This is a genomic window from Armatimonas sp., from assembly GCF_043760365.1.
GTDB lineage: Bacteria > Armatimonadota > Armatimonadia > Armatimonadales > Armatimonadaceae > Armatimonas.
Genome location: NZ_JAYUPA010000913.1, coordinates 1 through 2924 on the forward strand (window position 1 = coordinate 1; position 2924 = coordinate 2924).

The window sequence follows — 2924 nt, forward strand, 5'->3', positions numbered from 1 at the left end:
GTGCCATGGAACCCGTAGCGCCGAAGCTCCAGCCGCTCCGAGAGCTCGCGGGGCAGCGCATAGCAGGCAGCCACGGGCGGCAAGCTCTGGTGAAACGCCGTGTCAAAGACCGCAATATGAGAGATATGGGGCAGGTGGCGCATTCCTTGCTCCATCACCGCGACTTCCGTGGGGTTGTGCAAGGGGTCGAGCGCATCCAGGCTTCGCAGAGCCTCAAGAGCACTCTCGGTAAGGCGCATCGGTGCGACAAAGCGCGGGCCGCCGTGCACAATCCTATGGCCAATAGCATCAATTCCCAGCGGCTGGCAGTGCGCAAAGGCACTCTGTGCAGCTTCCGTGAGCGCCTGGCGATCCAAGCTTTCCATCTGCCCCTCGGCGAGGATGGCTTCGGTGGGCATCGTAAAGAGCGTGTACTTCAGGCTGGAGCTGCCTACATTGAGCGCGAGGACGTTCACGGCGAGATCGCTTCCGCGTTCCACTGCCAGTTTCGAATCTCGGGCATGTCCTCGCCGAACTGGTAGATGTATTTTTTATGGGCGAGCAGCTTGCCAATAAGTAGCTCCTTGAGCGCTGTGCCTGCCTCGCCGGTCTGGGGCAGACGGTCAATCGTGTCCATCGCAAGATGGAAGCGATCCATGTCGTTGAGTACGGTCATGTCAAACGCAGTGGTGATCGTGCCCTCCTCTTTGTAGCCTCGGACGTGAAGATTAGCGTGGTTGGTACGACGGTACGTGAGCCTATGGATGAGCCAGGGGTAGCCGTGAAAGGCGAAGATGATGGGCTTGTCTTTGGTGAAGAGCGCATCGAAGTCGGTGTCGGAGAGGCCGTGGGGATGCTCGCGCTGGGGCTGAAGCCGCATCAGATCCACGACATTGACCACACGAATCTTTAGGCTCGGCAGGTGCTCACGCAGCAGAGTGACCGCCGCGAGCGTCTCCAGCGTGGGGACATCCCCACAGCAGGCCATCACCACATCAGGCTCGGTGCCCTGGTCGTTGTCATTGTCGTTGCTGGCCCACTGCCAGATACCAATTCCCTCCGCGCAGTGCTTCTCGGCAGTGTCCATCGCGAGCCACTGCGGCGACGGGTGCTTTCCCGCAACCACCACATTGACATAGTGACGGCTCCGAAGACAGTGATCCATCACGGAGAGCAGGCAGTTAGCATCCGGCGGAAGATAGACCCGGACGACCTCGGCTTTTTTGTTCAGCACCACATCGAGAAATCCGGGGTCCTGGTGCGTAAAGCCGTTGTGATCCTGCCGCCAGACATGCGACGAGAGCAGGTAGTTTAGCGACGCAATCGGGGCGCGCCAGGGCAAGTGTGAGGTCACTTTGAGCCACTTGGCGTGCTGATTGAACATTGAGTCTATGATATGGATAAAGGCCTCGTAGCAGTTGAAGAGCCCATGCCGCCCGGTGAGTAGGTAGCCCTCCAGCCAGCCCTCACACTGGTGCTCACTGAGCATCGAGTCGAGCACGCGTCCCTCGGGTGCCAGTCCCACATCGCCGGGAAGGATCGCCGCATCCCACTGGCGCGGGGTCGCTTCGAGTAGCGCCCCAAGACCGTTGGAGAGCGTCTCATCGGGGCCAAAGACCCGGAAGTTGCGCCGTGCTTGGTTGAGCCTGACGACATCGCGCAGGAACGGCCCGAGTACGCGCGTGTCCCCGATGCCACGTACACCAGGCGATTCCACGACTGCGGCGTAGTCGCGGAAGTCGGGAAAGTTTAGTTCTTTGAGGAGCTTGCCGCCGTTGGCGTGGGGACTGGCACCCATCCGCCGCTCACCTTGAGGAGCAAGTGCGGCCAGCTCCGGCTTGAGGTGCCCCGTGGCATCGAAGAGCTCCTCGGGGCGGTAGCTTTTGAGCCAGTTTTCCAAGAGCGCTAGGTGCTCCGGGTTGGTGGCGGGAGCCGTGAGAGGAACCTGGTGGGCGCGAAATGTCCCCTCGTTTGCCACGCCCTCCACGATTTTTGGTCCGGTCCAGCCCTTGGGGGAGATCAAAATGATCATCGGCCAGCGGGGACGGATAAACTCGCTATCGCCACTCCGGGCGTTGTGCTGGATACTCTTGATCTGCGCAAGTGCCGTGTCTAGCGCGGCGGCCATCGCCGGGTGCATCTGCTCTGGCTCATGGCCCTCCACATAGAGCGGCGTCCAGCCGTAGCCGCGAAAGAGCTGGTCGAGCTCGTCGCGCGGGATGCGGGCCAGAACCGTGGGGTTGGCAATCTTATAGCCGTTGAGATGCAAGATCGGCAGCACCGCGCCATCGGTCGCCGGGCTGAGGAACTTATTGGAGTGCCATGCCGTTGCGAGCGGCCCCGTCTCGGCCTCACCATCGCCCACGACACATGCCACGATCAGCTCAGGATTATCAAATACCGCCCCAAACGAGTGACTGAGTGAGTAGCCCAGCTCGCCGCCCTCGTGGATCGAGCCCGGTGTCTCCGGCGAGACATGGCTGGGGATGCCGCCGGGAAACGAGAACTGCCGAAAGAGCTTGCGCAGCCCGTCTTCGTCTTGGCTGATGTTTGGATAGACCTCGCTGTAGGTGCCCTCGAGGTAGGTGTTGGCCACCACAGCAGGACCTCCATGTCCGGGGCCGGAGACATAGATCATATTGAGATCGTCTTTTTTGATGACCCGGTTGAGGTGGGCGTAGATAAAGTTCTGCCCCGGTGTCGTACCCCAGTGTCCCAGCAGCGTGCGCTTGATATCGCTAGCGGTGAGGGGGCGCTTTAGCAGGGGATTGTCATAGAGATAGATCTGCCCGACCGAGAGATAGTTCGCGGCTCGCCAGTACGCATCTAGGAGGCCGAGCGCCTCAAAATCTAAATAGTTGTCCATAGTTTAGCTGTCTTTACCAGCGTCATGAAGCGCCACCACCGCCGGACTTGCCGCCGCCTCGGGAGAGAAGGGCGAAGAG

At 60.7% G+C, this 2924-nt stretch carries 1 protein-coding gene and 1 pseudogene; both read right to left on the reverse strand.

Translation table 11 applies throughout. The features are described from left to right. Positions 1 to 479 (reverse strand): annotated as a pseudogene (locus tag ACH2EH_RS22850) (acetate kinase); the annotation flags it as partial. Then, entirely contained in the window at positions 452 to 2845 is a 2394-nt protein-coding gene (locus ACH2EH_RS22855; RefSeq protein ID WP_395145388.1) for a phosphoketolase, read from the reverse strand. The gene ACH2EH_RS22855 and the pseudogene ACH2EH_RS22850, both read right to left, overlap by 28 nt. Positions 2846 to 2924 lie beyond the last annotated feature (79 nt).

Bases quoted from the DNA above. Each gene is read 5' to 3' on its own strand.
- ACH2EH_RS22855 (WP_395145388.1), bottom strand. From the start codon at position 2,845: ATGGACAACTATTTAGATTTTGAGGCGCTCGGCCTCCTAGATGCGTAC.